Origin of the sequence: Sphingomonas faeni, assembly GCF_030817315.1 — a bacterium.
GTDB classification, from domain to species: Bacteria; Pseudomonadota; Alphaproteobacteria; order Sphingomonadales; family Sphingomonadaceae; genus Sphingomonas; species Sphingomonas faeni_C.
This window is the reverse complement of sequence record NZ_JAUSZF010000001.1, coordinates 2,043,852-2,057,715: the sequence shown is the minus strand read 5'-3', so window position 1 is coordinate 2,057,715 and position 13,864 is coordinate 2,043,852. Positions and strand designations below refer to the sequence as shown.

The following is a 13,864-nucleotide window of genomic DNA, read 5'->3' as shown; positions in this document are numbered from 1 at the left end:
GCTTACTTACGTCCGGCAGCGACTGCGGCATCGCTTGCCAACTTGTCCGCCCGCTCGTTCTCCGGGTGGCCGGCGTGTCCCTTGACCCATTGCCATTCGATCTTGTGCCGCGCCACCGCGGCCAGCAGCGCGTGCCACAGTTCGGCGTTCTTCACCGGCTTCTTGTCGGCGGTCTTCCAGCCGTTGCGCTGCCACCCCTTCACCCACTTGGTCAGGCCTTCCATCACGTATTTGCTGTCGGTATAAAGTGTCACCGCGCAGGGCCGGGTCAGCGCGTTAAGCGCCTCGATCGCGGCAGTCATTTCCATCCGGTTGTTGGTCGTCGGGGTCTCGCCGCCCGACAATTCCTTCTCGTGCGTGCCCATGCGGATCACTACGCCCCAGCCGCCGGGGCCGGGATTGCCCTTGCACGCGCCGTCGGTGAAGATCTCGACCTTAGTGATGGAAACGTCAGTGTCGTCAGTCATGCAAACAAATCGTCCTTGCGATACGCCTCGAACCGCCGCCAATAGGCCAAGGGATCCTTGCGCGTCACCAGCGCATCGGCCGGCGTATTAAGCCAATCCCACGCGCGCGTCGCTAGGAAGCGGAGGCACGCGCCCTGCGCCAGCACCGGCAGCGCGGAACGTTCGGCCCGAGATAGCGGATGGCGATCAACATAGCCCCCAACCAGGGCCTTGCCGACCGCCGCGTCATAGCGTTCGCCCTGCGCATCGAACGCCCAGGCGCTGTGCATGATTGCAAGGTCATAGGCGCGGACGTCGGTGCAGGCGAAGTAGAAGTCGATCAGCCCGGTCACCCGGTCGCCGAGCATCAGCACGTTGTCGGGAAATAAGTCGGCATGGATGACGCTGCGCGGCAGGTCTGCAGGCCAAGCGGCGACCACCGCATCCGCGGCTGTGCCGATGGTATCAAACAATCCCGGCTCGATCGCATCCAGATCGCGGCCGCACTTATCGAGCAACGCGCGCCAACCGTCGGGCCCCAGCGTGTTCGCCCGCTCCTGCGAAAATCGCGCGAGACTCAAGTGCATCGACCCCATCGCCGCACCGGCCGCACGTGCCTGCGCTTCGGTCGGATGCGACACCGACACCCCCGTAAGGAACTCGATCAGGCACGCCGGCCGCCCGCAAAGCTCGTGAATCAGCGCACCGCTGCGATCGGGCAGCGCGCGTGGCACCGGGTTGCCGTCGATCGCGAGATGGTCGAGCATCGCCATGAAGAACGGCAGATCGTCCGCGGACACGCGCTTTTCGTACAACGTCAGGATGAACCGCCCGGTCGTCGTATCGACCAAGTAATTGCTGTTCTCGACCCCCTCGGCGATGCCCTTGGCCGAGACCAGTTCACCGTGATCGAACTTGGCGAGGAACGCGCTCAGCGCCTCCGCCGACACCTGCGTGTAAACCGCCATGCTAGGCGGCCGCCTCCAGTCCGCGCGGCAGCTTGAACGCGATCGTCTCGCGGTTCGTCTCGACCTCGCGCTCCGTCACAGTGAAGCGTTCGGACAGCCGATCGACGAGTTCGCGGACCAGCAGTTCGGGTGCCGACGCGCCGGCCGTGATCCCGAGCGTGCCAACGCCCGCGAGGAAGTCCCAGTCGAGTTCGCTCGCGCGCTGAATCAGCATCGCCGGCGTACCCGCACGCTCGGCCACCTCGACCAGTCGCACCGAGTTCGACGAGTTGGGTGCACCGATCACCAGCACCGCATCGACGCTGTGCGCGATCGCCTTCACCGCGGTCTGGCGGTTCGAGGTCGCGTAGCAGATGTCCTCGCCACGCGGCGGCAGCATCTGAGGGAAGCGGCGCTGCAACGTCGCCACCACGGCGGCGGTATCGTCCACCGACAACGTCGTCTGCGTCAGGAAGGCAAGGTTCGACGGATCGGCGGGTGCGAACACCTCGGCATCCTCGACCGTCTCGATCAGCGACATCGCACCCTCGGGCACCTGTCCGAACGTGCCGATCACCTCGGGGTGCCCGGCATGGCCGATGAACACGATGTGGCGGCCCTGCGCGACCAGCCGCTCGGCCTGGCGATGCACCTTCGATACCAGCGGGCACGTCGCATCGAGATATTCAAGCCCGCGATTCTGCGCGTCGAGCGGCACCGACTTCGGCACGCCGTGCGCGGAGAATACGACCGGCGCACCATCGGGCACCTCGTCGAGCTCTTCGACGAAGATCGCGCCCTGCGCCTTCAGCGTGTCGACGACGAACTTGTTATGGACGATCTCGTGGCGGACATAGACCGGGGCGCCATGCTTCTCGATCGCCAGTTCGACGATCCGGATGGCGCGGTCGACGCCGGCGCAAAAACCTCGGGGCGCTGCGATCAACAGTTCGAGCGGCGGCTTGTCGATTGGGCTCATGATGCGTCAGCCTCTACGCGATTGCTTGCCTGGACGATAGCCGGTTCCTATGGTGCGCCGCGACAGGGGCCGCTTGCGAGATGCGGTGGCCCTTTCGCTCGTTCGAGAAGGTAAGCGTCGCCGTGAAAGCCCCTATCCTAGCCGTTTCGGCGTGTGCGATCCTCCTGACCGGATGCGCCGGCAAGGGCGAAGTCGATGCGACCGGCGGCATTTCCGCGGTCCGCTCGGTCTGCCCGCCTGTCGCGATCCCTGCTGCAACCGGCGACATCACGCTGTTCAATCCCGCCACCAGCCGTGACCAGTCGGCGATCGACGTCGCCGCCTTCATGACCAACGTCCGCTCGACCTGTGCCGATGCAACGGATCAGGTCGTCACCAACGTCACGTTCGACATTCGTGCCCGCCGCACGCGTACCGAGGCCGCGCGCGACGTGACATTGCCGTATTTCATCACCGTCGTGCGTGGGGGCAGCGCGGTCGTGGCTAAGCGCGTCGGCCGGGTGGTATTGCACTTCGCAGCGGGACAGGCGCTGGCGTCGGCGTCGGCCGCCACCACTGCAACCGTATCGCGCGCTGCGGCGACTTTGCCGGAAGACGTTCGGGAGAAGCTGACCCGTCGGCGCAAGGCGGGTGACCAGGACGCTGCGGTCGACCCGCTGAGCACCCCGGAAGTTCGGCAGGCGGTGCTGCGTGCGAGCTTCGAAGCTCTGGTCGGCTTCCAGCTCACCGACGATCAGTTGAAGTACAACGCTACGCGATAAATGCGATGGACGGCTGACGCCAACGCGGTTTTTCGGATGAAATGCGGCCTCCTCTTTGTAGTGAAGAGAAGGCCGTAATTTTACTTGTCGCTGCGGACCAGTTCGGTCGCGGCAAGGTGTTCCGCCAGGAACCAAACCTGCGGCTCGTGTGTGCGGATGATGTTGCTCACCAGCAAGTCGTTCGTGCCGTCGTCGCCTGACTCGTCGGCGGCTTCCGCGCCCTCATGTGCCTGACGCAGGATTATCTCGTGGGCTTCGAGCAGACGGGCGAGCTGCGTCGGAACGTCCTCGCGGCCCTTTGGCGGACGGGGAATCGTCGTCATCTCGGCGACATCCGGCGCCATCGCGATGCTGATACCGCCGAGCGCCATGATCCGTTCTGCCACGAGATCGACGAGCGCGGCCTGTTCCTCGTAATGCTTGTCGAGCAGTAGATGCAGTTGATAGAAAGTCGCACCCGACATCTGCCAGTGATGCTTCTTGTACATGTCACGGATCGTCATCGTGTCCGCGAGCACTTGGTTCAGCGTTGCCACGCTCTGCGCGCGCGCATTGTCTTCGAGGGCGATCGGTAAGCTCTTCAGTGTGCCGTAGGGCTGGATCTCGCGATACTCGACCTTGTACTGGGGCTGTGCCTCGGTCGAGACGCCAGTGTCCGCCTTGATCAACTTTGCGGGTTTCTTCGCCATTGGGGATTCCTGTCTGTTCGGGTGAACTCGATTGGCATAACGCATGACCGGACGGATCGACAGCAGATCAAATCATCGTTCAGCATGATCGCAATAACCGGCCTGCACTTGACTGGACGGCGTCGGCAAAGGAAGCGGGCCGCATTCACGTGTTGGGAGTTGAGGATGACGGAAGCACCCCTGGTCGCAGGTATCGAACTTGGTGGCACTAAATGCATCTGCATTCTTGCGCGAGGACCCGACCAGATCGAGGAAACCGTGCGGATCCCGACGACCCGTCCCGAGGAAACGCTGGCCGCGATCGAAGCTGTACTCGATCGCTGGAGCGGGTTCGTGGCGATCGGTATCGCGAGTTTCGGGCCGGTGTCGATCGATCGTCATTCGGGCGATTACGGTCATATCACCTCCACGCCGAAGCCGGGCTGGGCAGGGACCGACATCGCGGGACGGTTGAGCCGACGCTATGGGGTGCCAACCGGCTTTCATAGCGACGTAGTCGGTGCAGCGCTGGCTGAGGCGTTCTGGGGCGCGGCGAAGGGCCTGCCGGACATTGCTTATGTCACGGTCGGCACTGGTGTCGGCGCCGGCATGATCGCGGGTAACCGTCCGGTCGACGGGCTGACGCATTCCGAGCTCGGGCATATCCGCCCTGCACGATTCCACGGGGACGACTGGATCGGCAACTGCCCGTTCCACGGCGCGTGCGTCGAAGGCTTGGTAGCCGGCCCGGCGATCGCCGCACGGATTGGCTTCCCCGCAGACGAAGCGCCGGCCGAGCATTCCGTTTGGGACAGTGTTGCCGATGCACTCGGACAACTCTGCCATACGCTGGTCCTTACGGGCATCCCTCGGCGGATCGTCATGGGCGGCGGCGTGATGGGTGCATCGCATCTGTTTCCGCGCGTACGGGCGGCGATGACGCGCAGTCTTGGCGGCTACATCACGCTGCCAGAGGTCGCGTTGGTCGATACGTTCATCGTGCCGCCCGCCCTCGGCAACAACGCGGGGCCGCTTGGTGCAATCGTGCTGGGTGCTCAAGCGCTTGGACATAAGTTACAAAATTCTTTCGCAGGCGATTAACTGCTTTAGGTTACTATCCTTCGTAACAATGAAGGCACTTGGCGAACCGCGCCGGACAGATGCGGTGGTCGGTGAAGGACGGTAACCATGCGCATTCTGATCGTGGACGACGAGCCAGCGATGCACGACAGCTACCGGCGCAGCTTTGCCGGGCAACGCTCGGAAGGTGGGGTCGCGCTCGGGACGATGGCAGCGGACCTGTTCGGCGGGACCGTGGGCGAGGTTCAGGGGGAGCAAAGCGCCGACTTCGCGCTGGCGCATGTGGATCAAGGATTGGATGCCGTGGCAGCAGTCGAGCGGGCGCTGGCGGACGGCAAACCGTTCGCGGTCGCGTTCATCGACGTGCGCATGCCGCCCGGCATTGACGGTCGCGAGACCGCGCAACGCATCCGAGCGCTCGACCCGGAGATCAACCTCGTCATCGTTACCGGCTTCTCCGATTTCTCGCCGATCGAGATCAGCAAGGTTGCGGGGCCCACGGACAAAATCTTTTACATCGCCAAGCCGTTCGAGGTCGCCGAGGTAACGCAGACTGCAACGGCGCTAGCTAAACGGTGGGAGATCGACCGCGAACTGAAGGCCGCGCGCATCACGCTGGCGGCGCAGGTGGTTCAACTTGAGGGGCAAAGCGCAGAGCTCGCCGCGAACGAAAGTCGGGCGGTTCACATGGCAACGCATGATTCGCTGACCGACGCACCGAACCGGCTCGCGTTTCTGCGCGCGCTGGCAGACCGGACGCGGGCTGAGGGGTTGTTTGCGACGGTCATGGTCGATCTGGATCGCTTCAAGCTGGTCAACGATACGCTTGGGCATCTTGCGGGCGACGCGTTGATCCGCGAAGTCTGCATGATCCTGCAACGATCGGCGCCGGAGGATGCGCTGGTCGCTCGGCTGGGCGGCGACGAGTTCGGCATCCTTTTCGAGACGTCGGATGAAGCGGCAGGCATCACGGCGTGCGAGCGGCTCGTCGCTGCGTGCTCGGTCAGCCTCCAGGTATTCGGCAATTCGGTGCAGGGTGGCGCGTCGGCGGGCGTGGTCGTCAGTGAGGGTGGGCAGGGTCACGATCCGGTCGACGTCATGCGCCGCTCGGATCTGGCGCTCAACGACGCCAAGCGTAGTGGGCGCGGGATCGTTCGCCTGTTCGACGAGAGCATGGACGAAGGCATCCGTTTTCGCAGGCGGGTCGAGGGTGGGTTGAGCCAGGCGATCGCAAAAGGCGAGTTAAGCCTCGTCTATCAACCGATCGTGTCGCGCGACGCGGTCGAGGTGGTCGGTTTCGAGGCGCTCATCCGCTGGAGCACCGACGAGTACGGCGCAATGAGCCCGAGCACGTTCATTCCCATCGCCGAGGAATCGAACCTGATCCACGAACTGGGCGACTGGGTGCTGCGCGAAGCGCTCCCCGTCCTGAAACAATGGCCCGACCAATATGTCTCGGTCAATTTCTCGCCCCGCCAGTTTCGCCGCCACGATTTCGTCGGGCACATCATGGATAGCGTCGAGCGTGCCGGGGTCGAGCCCGCGCGGTTGCAGATCGAGATCACGGAGACCGCGATCTTCGACGATGCCGAACGTGCCGCGGAGACGCTCTACAAGCTACGCCAGATGGGGTTCCGGATAGCGCTCGACGACTTCGGCACGGGCTATTCGAGCCTTTATAACATCCGCAAGTTCGCGCTCGATTGCCTGAAGATCGACCGCTCGTTCATCGATGGCATGAGTCGCGAACGTGAAAGCGCGGCGATCGTGCATTCGATCATCCATCTCGGCCGCGCGTTGGGACTGGGCGTCATCGCCGAGGGCGTTGAGACCGAAGCGCAGGTCCAGGCGCTGAAACTGGCCGGGGCAAGCCATTTCCAAGGCTATTTCTTCTCGCGTCCGGTTGGCGCGGATGTGGCACTCGGCATGGCGGGCGCGCGCTATCTTGGCGGCCAGGATGATGTCGCAGGCGATGGACCGCCGCCGCCGCGGCAACTAGGCAACGGAATGCTGAACTAATGCCGACCGTCGGGATGGGTCGTGTTCCGGCAACGCTAGGGCGGCAATTCGGGAGGATGAGGCGGCCGACGTCGCTTGGCGCGAAGCTCGTGCTGACTATGACGGTCGTTGCCCTGTGCGGGACGGTAGCGATCACCGTGTTGTTGGCGTCAATCATCACGCCAAGCTTTACCACGCTGCAAGACGTGGTGATCGCCAGGCAGGTCGAACGGACGCACACTATGTTGTCCAGATACGCAGCTCAGGCGCAGGCCGAAGCGCGTGCGTACCGCGATTCAGCAGAGCTATCGGGAGCCCAGCATGCGCCGGCTAGTCTTGCTACGCCAGCGAAGCGATCGCTCTCTGCGGATGGTTTTGCCAAAATTGGCGCGGACGGTCGCGTCGTCCGCGCCAAATGGAACGAACCCGCTGGTTCGAGCCTGCAGGAACAATGGGCCGCGCTGCTCGGTCGCACGGATTTTGCGCATGCCGTTGGCGGTCGGCGGTCGACCCGCTTCTATGCGCGGTTGGGGAACGGTGTCGCAGCGATCGGCGTCGCGCGAACGGAAGTTTGGGGCGATGCCGATACCGTCCAAAGCTATGTCGTGATCGCCCGCGTAATAACCGCTACGCAGATTTCCCGGGCGTTGGGCGCCGATGCGACAATCGATCTCGGGTCGGACCATGCGGGGGCGACGACTTCCCGCGGGGCGAGAGCGATCATCATCGTGCCGATGATCGGTGCCGATGGGCGCGCCGTCGCAACTACCCGGTTCGACCTGCCGGGCGATGTATCGAGGCTCGGCCGGCGCATGTTGGCGTTTGCGGTTGCCGGATCGATCCTGCTCCTGCTGTTCGTGCTCATCGTGTTGCGGCGCCTGATCTCGCAACTCGTGCTGCGTCCGTTGCTGCGTATCGAGAATCATATGCGCCGAGTCCGCGCGTCGGGCTCGCTGGCTCTGCTCGAAGAAGATGAACGACGCGATGAAATCGGTTCGCTGGGACGCAATTTCAACGCCATGCTGCGGCAGTTGAGGGATTTGCGCGAACAGATCGGCGTGCAGTCGTTTGATCTCGGGCGCGCCGAAAGCGCGGTGGCGGTGATGCATAACGTCCGCAACGCGCTGAACCCGATCAGCACAATCCTTAGCCGCGAGATCGCACAGGCGCCCCCGATCGACCGCGCCACGCTTGATAGGGCAATCGACGAACTCGCGCGCGGCGACGTTTCGGACGAGCGCCGTCAGAAACTCGCGACATTCGTCGCGGCCGCGATCGACACCGAAGCTGCCAATCGCGAATCGACTCGCAACGAACTAAGTATCGGCCGCGAGGCGATGGGGCATGTGTTGGAGATCATCGGCCAGCAGCAGCAGGCGGCACATGAACGCCCCGCGTTGGAGATCTGCGACGTGACGACGATCATTGCGCGCAACGCGACGATCGTGCGCTATCTGGACGGGGCATCGATCGCGTTCGGGTTTCCGGCGGGTCCCAGCCTGGTGATGGCGAACCGGCTTATCCTGAGCCAGGTGATCGGCAATCTGTTCGCCAACGCGGCCGAATCGATCGTCGCGCGCGGGACCGGCAGCGGATCGATCGTCGCGGCGACCGAGCAGGCTGAGGGTCGCGTGACGATCGAGATTCGCGACGATGGCGAAGGGATCACGCCCGAGGTAGCGGCAACGCTGTTCCACCGCGGCTTCTCTACGCGCGCGCGCAAGTCGGGCGGGCTCGGGCTGCACTGGTGTGCCAATTCGGTGAATGCGATGCAGGGTTCGCTGCGTCTCGAGAGCGAAGGGCCGGGGCAGGGCGCCGTTGCGGTCCTGACGCTGTTGGCGCCGGACAGTGGCGGCGCAGACGCTGACTGAACCTCTGGACAAGGTTCTGACCAACTACAACAAGCTTGGCTGAGCCTCGTCGGCTTCGCCCATGATGCCCGACAACGTTAGCCCGAGCAGGCGCACGCCGTCCGGTACGGGCAGTTGCGCCATAAGCAGGTCGAGCCCCGCCGCGAGAAATGCAGCCTTGTCGGTCATGGGCGCCTGAGACGATCGTGCGCGCGTGATCGTGCGGAAGTCCGCATGCCGCAGCTTAAGTGTGATCGTGCGGGCGCGGGTGCCCTGCCGTTCGATCCGCGCCCATGCTGCATCCGCCACCCGGTGCAGCGCCGCGCGCAGATCCCCCGCGGTCGTCAGGTTTGTCTCGAACGTTCGTTCCGCGCCGACCGACTTGGCGGCGCGGTTGATGCGCACGAGGCGGTGATCGATGCCGCGTGCTGCGCCGTAGAGATAGTCCGCATAGCTACCGAAATGCGCCTGCAGGAACGCGAGGGTCTGGCCGTAAGAGGTCTGCGCCCGTGAGAATGCCAAGCCGCTCCATCTTCTGCCCGGTCACTGGCCCTACACCATGGAAGCGTTTGACCGGCAGCGACTGGACGAACGCCGCGCCACGCCTGTGCGTAATGATGCAGATGCCGTCGGGCTTGTTCTGGTCCGACGCGAGTTTGGCGATGAACTTGTTGTAGCTGACGCCGGAGGATGCGGTGAGCCCGGTATCCGCCTTGATCCGTGAGCGGATTTCCTCCGCGATGGCGGCCGCCGTACCGAGCCCCCGGATATCCTCGGTCACGTCGAGATACGCTTCGTCGAGCGACAGCGGCTCGATCAAGTCGGTGTAGTCAGCGAAGATCGCGCGGATCCGGTCCGAGACTTCGCGGTACACATCGAACCGTGTCGGAACGAACACCAAGTCGGGACATTTGCGGATTGCGGTGACCGAATGCATCGCGCTGCGGACGCCGAACGCGCGTGCTTCATAACTTGCGGCTGCCACCACACCCCGCGCACGCGATCTGCCGACCGCGACGCCCCTGAGCAAGGGATCATCGCGCTGTTCGACCGACGCATAGAGGCATCCATGTCGACGTGGATCACCTTGCGCTATGCCGGCGGCTGGGTAGGAGGAGCGGCCATCGTCCCTCCAGATTGGGCGGCGGCGCGCGGCTATACAGGGCGTTCACGAAACCAAACGGCGGGCGGCATATATCATCCGGCAGCGGGCGAAGGGATGCCGAGGCAGGTTGGGACGGAGCGCTGGCGGATCGAACGCGCCGAGCGGATGGCGGTGATCGTCGATGCGGCGGACTATTTCCAAACGGCACGCGTTGCGATGCTCGGTGCGAGGCGGCGCATCCTGCTGATCGGCAAGGCCTTCGATGCGCGCATGTCGCTGGAGCCGGGCGTCGACCGGCCGGGCGAACCCAGCACCCTTGGAGCATTCATGCATTCTGGTCGAACGCGATCCCGAATTCGAGATTTTCGTGCTGCGCTGGGAATACCGGTGCGTTCAAGTCGCTGTTTCGCGGGTCGATGCTGTTCACGATGATCAAGTGGATGCGGCACAAGCGGATTCATACCAAGCTCGACGGGCATCATCCGACCGCGGCGTCGCATCACCAGAAGATCGTCATCCTCGACGATGCGCTGGCGTTGATGGAGGCAATGCACCGGCGCGACACGCACCGGCGGCTGATGTATCATCCCGAGGGCGCCCTTCTATACCCTGGGTCCTGACTTTCGTCAGGATGACGGAGACGGAGCGGGCATCCTGTAAAACTTCGTGGTCCCGGGAAACTGGGGCGTTACGCGACTTGCGATTCGAGCGCTTCGTCGGGTTCGCGCAGCACGTAGCCGCGGCCCCAGACGGTCTCGATGTAATTCTCGCCATCGCAGGCGAGGCTGAGCTTTTTCCGCAGCTTGCAGATGAACACGTCGATGATCTTCAACTCCGGCTCGTCCATCCCGCCGTAAAGGTGGTTGAGGAACATTTCCTTGGTCAAGGTCGTGCCCTTGCGGAGCGAGAGCAGCTCCAGCATCGCATATTCCTTGCCGGTCAGGTGGACGCGGCTGCCGCCGACTTCGACCGTCTTCGCGTCGAGATTGACCGCGAGCTTGCCGGTGCGGATGACCGACTGGCTGTGTCCCTTCGAGCGGCGGACGACGGCGTGGATGCGCGCGATCAATTCCTCGCGGTGGAACGGCTTGGTGACATAGTCGTCGGCACCGAAACCGAAGCTGCGCACCTTCGAGTCCATCTCGTTGACTCCCGACAGGATCAGCACCGGGGTCGCGACGCGGGCGACGCGCAGGCGCTTGAGCACGTCGTAGCCGTGCATGTCCGGCAAGTTCAGGTCGAGCAGGATGATGTCGTAATCATACAGCTTGCCGAGATCGAGGCCTTCTTCCCCGAGATCGGTGATGTAGACGTTGAACCCTTCGGTCGTCAGCATCAGCTCGATAGCCTTGGCCGTGGTCGGCTCGTCCTCGATCAGCAGCACGCGCATGCGTCGTCCCCTCTAAGCGAAACCGCCCGACACCCCATGCCAGCCGCTCGACTTCTATTCATTAACCACACAACGTCTGAAGGCAAAAGGTTAATTTGAAACTAAGGTTGACGCGCCCGAAAGCACGGATCTCCGCCGAGCAGTTGAATTCCTTACAAATAATCGGCCAGAGGTCTGGGCGTCAGGTTGGGCCCGAGCATCGTCCGGTCGATAGTCTTTGCGATGTCCCCGCCAGGCAACACGCGCAGATGCATGCTGCGGACTGAATGCGATCGAATGGAGCGCGAATCGTCTGCTTCGGGGGCCAGGCGGTTCATGCTGGTGCGGGCCGCGTGAGGGGTGCCGTACGAGGCAAAACCGAGTGAAGTATAGGAAGTATAGACGCTGGGAGAGTTTTCGCAGGTCGCGTTCGATCGCTGGATGCGGGCGTTTTGTGGCCAGTTTGGCGTTGCAGGGGTTGGACGGTTGGATCGCTCATTGGTCGATCGTGGCAGATGGTCGTGATGTAGGACAGGAGTGTTCCTGGGTGTTGGTCGACGTGGCTTAAGTTGCTGTCGGGGTGTGGGGCCGTGGCTGGTACTCTGGGTCCTGACTTTCGTCAGGATGACGGTGTTATCCTGACTTTCGTCAGAGTGACGGCGTGGCGGGGTGGAAAAGAGTCAGCCAAACGTAGCTGGTGCTCGTGCCCTCACCCTTCGCCGCCTTTGGCGTCTCTCCCTCTCCCCGATGGGAGAGGGGACGGGGAAGGCTCGCGCCTTTTACAGCGCGAGGTCGGGGCTGCGGTCTGGCTTTACGCGCATTGCCGCGGGGCGCTGTGTGGTTGCGACGCTTACTGTTGGCGAGGGGATCGCGAGTTGCAGCGTGTCGGCGGTCGAGGCCCAATGCTCGGCGAGGACGTCCGGTGTCTCGTTCAGCATGACGCCGTAGGTCGGCACGATCTCGCGGATCTTGGCCTGCCACCCGGCGGTGGCGAGGTGGTTCGGGAACACCTTTTTCAGCAGGTTGAGCATGATCGACGGCGCGGTCGAGGCACCCGGCGAGGCGCCGAGGAGTGCGGCGATCGAGCCGTCCTTCGACGCGACGATCTCGGTGCCGAGCCGCAGCACGCCGCCCTTCTCAGGATCGCGCTTAATGATCTGGACGCGCTGGCCCGCCTGCCACAGGCGCCAGTCGCCGTCCTTCGCGCCCGGGAAATACTCGCGCAGGGCGTCCATCCGGTCGCTGTCCGACATGATGAGCTGGCCCGCGAGATATTCGACGAGGTCGAAATCGTCCCAGCCGACCGCGAGCATCGGCCGGAAATTGTCGAGCGTGACGGACGCCGGAAGATCGAAATACGAGCCTTCCTTGAGGAACTTGGTCGAGAAGGTCGCGAACGGGCCGAACAACAGCGCCTGCTTGCCGTCGAGGAACCGCGTGTCGAGATGCGGCACCGACATCGGCGGCGAACCGACCGCGGCCTTGCCGTAGACCTTGGCGAGGTGGCGGTGGGTGATCTCGGGCTTGTCCGCGACGAGGAACGAGCCACCGACCGGGAAGCCGGCATAGTCGTCGGCTTCGGGGATGCCGGACTTCTGCAGGATCGGCAGCGCGCCGCCGCCGGCGCCTGCGAACACGAAGCGCGCCTTGATGATCTGCTTCTCGTCGGTCTTCATGTCGCGCGCGGTGACGCGCCAGCGCGCCTTCTTGCCGCCGATCGTCTCGCGTTCGAGCGAGCGGACTTCGTGGCCGGTGGTCAGCGTGAAATTGTCCTGCTTGTTGAGCGACGCGATGTACTGGCGCGTGACTTCGCCCCAGTCGCAATCGGTGCCGAGCGGCGAGCGCGTCGCGGCGAGCTTCGTGCCGGGCGCGCGGCCCTCCATCATCACAGGCACCCACTGCGAAATCTGCTTCGGGTCGGTCGTGTATTCCATGCCGGAGAACAGCGGGCTCGCCTGGAGCGCGGCGTGGCGCTTTTGCAGGAAGGCGACGTTGGCATCGCCCCACACCAGGTTCATGTGCGGCGTCGAATTGATGAACGAGCGCGGGTTGGCGAGAATGCCGGTATCGACCTGGTGGCTGAGGAACTGGCGCGTGACCTGGAACTGCTCGTTAATCTCGACCGCCTTGGCGATTTCGACCTTGCCGTCAGCCTTGTTGACGGGCGTGTAGTTGAGTTCGCACAGCGCGGAGTGGCCGGTGCCGGCGTTGTTCCAGCCGTTGGAGCTTTCATCGGCAACTTTGTCTAGGCGTTCGACCATCTCGATCGTCCAGGTGGGCTCGAGTTCGCGGAGCAGGACGGCGAGCGTCGCGCTCATGATGCCGCCGCCGATCAGCAGGACGTCGACAGTCCGTTCGGTGGTCGCGGCGTCGGCGTGCGCGATCGGCAACGCCGCCGCACCGCCGGCGACGATCGCCGAGCCGAGCAGGTTGCGCCGGGTCACGCCGGTCTGGGGTGCTGGAGAAATCGTGTCGTTAGCGTCTGGCCGCATGGTCATGCCTTTTCGTTTCGGCATGGTCCGCTGTCCCGACACAGGCCGAAGACGACGAAAATCCATGACCGGATTATCGGGTCAGCCACGCGGAAATCACGGAATCGATACAGATATTACCGACTGAGCGCGGCCGCTGCTCAAAGTCCTCATCCCGGTATCGGGTGTC

The 13,864-nt window shown here is 63.8% G+C and carries 12 protein-coding genes and 1 pseudogene; 6 read left to right on the top strand and 7 right to left on the bottom strand.

Features of this window, described 5'->3' with window-relative positions; all coding sequences use genetic code 11:
• Positions 1-2: 2 nt before the first annotated feature.
• Genes rnhA through ispH form a run of 3 tightly spaced genes read right to left on the bottom strand, consistent with a single transcriptional unit; the run spans position 3 to position 2,372 of the window.
• Positions 3-467: a ribonuclease HI gene (gene rnhA / locus QFZ54_RS09510; RefSeq protein ID WP_307086657.1), complete on the bottom strand. Its 465-nt coding sequence runs from the start codon at positions 465-467 to the stop codon at positions 3-5.
• The gene (gene thrB, locus QFZ54_RS09505; protein ID WP_307086654.1) at positions 464-1,414 is read right to left on the bottom strand and encodes a homoserine kinase; all 951 of its coding nucleotides are present in this window, start codon (positions 1,412-1,414) and stop codon (positions 464-466) included. The genes rnhA and thrB overlap by 4 nt, the downstream gene beginning before the upstream one ends.
• A gap of 1 nt (position 1,415) precedes the next feature.
• Positions 1,416-2,372: a 4-hydroxy-3-methylbut-2-enyl diphosphate reductase gene (gene ispH, locus QFZ54_RS09500; protein WP_307086652.1), complete on the bottom strand. Its 957-nt coding sequence runs from the start codon at positions 2,370-2,372 to the stop codon at positions 1,416-1,418.
• 158 nt (positions 2,373-2,530) lie between these two features.
• Between ispH and QFZ54_RS09495 the strand changes: the two genes are divergently transcribed.
• Complete coding sequence (locus tag QFZ54_RS09495; protein ID WP_373458589.1) at positions 2,531-3,133, top strand: hypothetical protein; 603 nt, start codon at positions 2,531-2,533, stop codon at positions 3,131-3,133.
• An 80-nt stretch (positions 3,134-3,213) separates the two neighbouring features.
• Here QFZ54_RS09495 and QFZ54_RS09490 read toward each other — a convergent pair whose 3' ends face one another.
• Entirely contained in the window at positions 3,214-3,822 is a 609-nt protein-coding gene (locus QFZ54_RS09490) for a Dps family protein (RefSeq protein WP_307086648.1), read from the bottom strand.
• A gap of 165 nt (positions 3,823-3,987) precedes the next feature.
• On the opposite strand from QFZ54_RS09490, the gene QFZ54_RS09485 reads away from it, so the two are divergent.
• The 3 genes from QFZ54_RS09485 (at position 3,988) to QFZ54_RS09475 (ending at position 8,750) form a co-directional block, all read left to right on the top strand.
• Positions 3,988-4,902: an ROK family protein gene (locus QFZ54_RS09485; RefSeq protein WP_307086646.1), complete on the top strand. Its 915-nt coding sequence runs from the start codon at positions 3,988-3,990 to the stop codon at positions 4,900-4,902.
• Between the two features lie 87 nt (positions 4,903-4,989).
• Entirely contained in the window at positions 4,990-6,900 is a 1,911-nt protein-coding gene (locus QFZ54_RS09480; protein ID WP_307086644.1) for a putative bifunctional diguanylate cyclase/phosphodiesterase, read from the top strand.
• Positions 6,901-6,956: 56 nt separating this feature from the next.
• The gene (locus tag QFZ54_RS09475) at positions 6,957-8,750 is read left to right on the top strand and encodes a sensor histidine kinase (protein ID WP_307086642.1); all 1,794 of its coding nucleotides are present in this window, start codon (positions 6,957-6,959) and stop codon (positions 8,748-8,750) included.
• 24 nt (positions 8,751-8,774) lie between these two features.
• Here the strand turns inward: QFZ54_RS09475 and dinB are convergent.
• A pseudogene (gene dinB / locus QFZ54_RS09470) lies at positions 8,775-9,800 on the bottom strand (DNA polymerase IV).
• Here dinB and QFZ54_RS09465 point away from each other — a divergent pair.
• Together QFZ54_RS09465 and QFZ54_RS09460 are read left to right on the top strand one after the other, a co-directional pair.
• Positions 9,799-10,266 (top strand): hypothetical protein, encoded by a 468-nt coding sequence (locus tag QFZ54_RS09465; RefSeq protein WP_307086640.1) that lies wholly within the window; start codon positions 9,799-9,801, stop codon positions 10,264-10,266. The pseudogene dinB and the gene QFZ54_RS09465 overlap by 2 nt on opposite strands.
• Complete coding sequence (locus QFZ54_RS09460; RefSeq protein WP_307086638.1) at positions 10,251-10,454, top strand: hypothetical protein; 204 nt, start codon at positions 10,251-10,253, stop codon at positions 10,452-10,454. Before QFZ54_RS09465 ends, QFZ54_RS09460 begins: the two co-directional genes overlap by 16 nt.
• 68 nt (positions 10,455-10,522) lie before the next feature.
• Here the strand turns inward: QFZ54_RS09460 and ctrA are convergent, their stop codons facing one another.
• Both ctrA and mqo read right to left on the bottom strand, forming a co-directional pair.
• On the bottom strand, positions 10,523-11,224 hold the full coding sequence (ctrA, locus tag QFZ54_RS09455) for a response regulator transcription factor CtrA (protein WP_307086637.1): 702 nt from the start codon (positions 11,222-11,224) through the stop codon (positions 10,523-10,525).
• A gap of 758 nt (positions 11,225-11,982) precedes the next feature.
• Positions 11,983-13,701 carry a malate dehydrogenase (quinone) gene (gene mqo, locus QFZ54_RS09450; protein ID WP_307086635.1) on the bottom strand — a complete coding sequence of 573 codons (1,719 nt, stop codon included), beginning with the start codon at positions 13,699-13,701 and terminating at the stop codon, positions 11,983-11,985.
• Between the last annotated feature and the right edge of the window lie 163 nt (positions 13,702-13,864).

Coding starts and splice junctions, on each gene's coding strand:
- QFZ54_RS09480 (WP_307086644.1), top strand. CDS start 4,990: ATGCGCATTCTGATCGTGGACGACGAGCCAGCGATGCACGACAGCTAC.
- ispH (WP_307086652.1), bottom strand. CDS start 2,372: ATGAGCCCAATCGACAAGCCGCCGCTCGAACTGTTGATCGCAGCGCCC.
- QFZ54_RS09485 (WP_307086646.1), top strand. CDS start 3,988: ATGACGGAAGCACCCCTGGTCGCAGGTATCGAACTTGGTGGCACTAAA.
- mqo (WP_307086635.1), bottom strand. CDS start 13,701: ATGACCATGCGGCCAGACGCTAACGACACGATTTCTCCAGCACCCCAG.
- QFZ54_RS09460 (WP_307086638.1), top strand. CDS start 10,251: ATGCTGTTCACGATGATCAAGTGGATGCGGCACAAGCGGATTCATACC.
- ctrA (WP_307086637.1), bottom strand. CDS start 11,224: ATGCGCGTGCTGCTGATCGAGGACGAGCCGACCACGGCCAAGGCTATC.
- QFZ54_RS09490 (WP_307086648.1), bottom strand. CDS start 3,822: ATGGCGAAGAAACCCGCAAAGTTGATCAAGGCGGACACTGGCGTCTCG.
- QFZ54_RS09475 (WP_307086642.1), top strand. CDS start 6,957: ATGAGGCGGCCGACGTCGCTTGGCGCGAAGCTCGTGCTGACTATGACG.
- thrB (WP_307086654.1), bottom strand. CDS start 1,414: ATGGCGGTTTACACGCAGGTGTCGGCGGAGGCGCTGAGCGCGTTCCTC.
- rnhA (WP_307086657.1), bottom strand. CDS start 467: ATGACTGACGACACTGACGTTTCCATCACTAAGGTCGAGATCTTCACC.
- QFZ54_RS09465 (WP_307086640.1), top strand. CDS start 9,799: ATGTCGACGTGGATCACCTTGCGCTATGCCGGCGGCTGGGTAGGAGGA.